We start from the raw sequence: 500 nt of genomic DNA, 5'->3' as shown, positions 1-500 counted from the left end.
TACCAAGAAGATCTTGAAGAGCTTAGCGAGCGTCTTGAAGAGCAGATGATGGTCGTTGAAGAAGCGCAAGAACGCGTGATGATGGTGGAAGAGCAAGCAACCGTTGCAGAAGAAGAGGTGGACAGCCTCAAGACGCAACTGGCTGACTACCAACAAGCACTAGACGTTCAGCAAACTCGTGCTCTTCAATACCAACAAGCGGTTCAGGCACTTGAGAAAGCGAAACAACTACTTGGTGATGACTGCCTGACGGCAGAGTCCGCGCAAGCACTTGTTTCTGAGCTTAAGAACAAAGAATCAGAAAGCACTAACGCGCTGCTATCGGTTAAGCACAAGTTGGATATGTCTTCTGCAGCAGCAGAGCAATTTGAAACTGCGCTGAAGCTCGTACAAAGTATCGTTTGGCAAGTCGAACGTAAAGATGCGGCTGAACAAGCGAAAATCGTCATTACGAAAGCGCGTGAATCTCAGCAAATCGCACAAAACGAACAACAATGGCG

General features: G+C 48.0%; 1 pseudogene. It reads left to right on the top strand.

Annotated features, from left to right (window positions below):
* Positions 1–500 (top strand): annotated as a pseudogene (mukB, locus tag R7Q48_RS31680) (chromosome partition protein MukB); the annotation flags it as partial.

This window comes from Vibrio sp. 378, from assembly GCF_033339435.1.
Note: the sequence above shows the minus strand (reverse complement) of the source record. Positions and strands in the feature narration are given on the sequence as shown.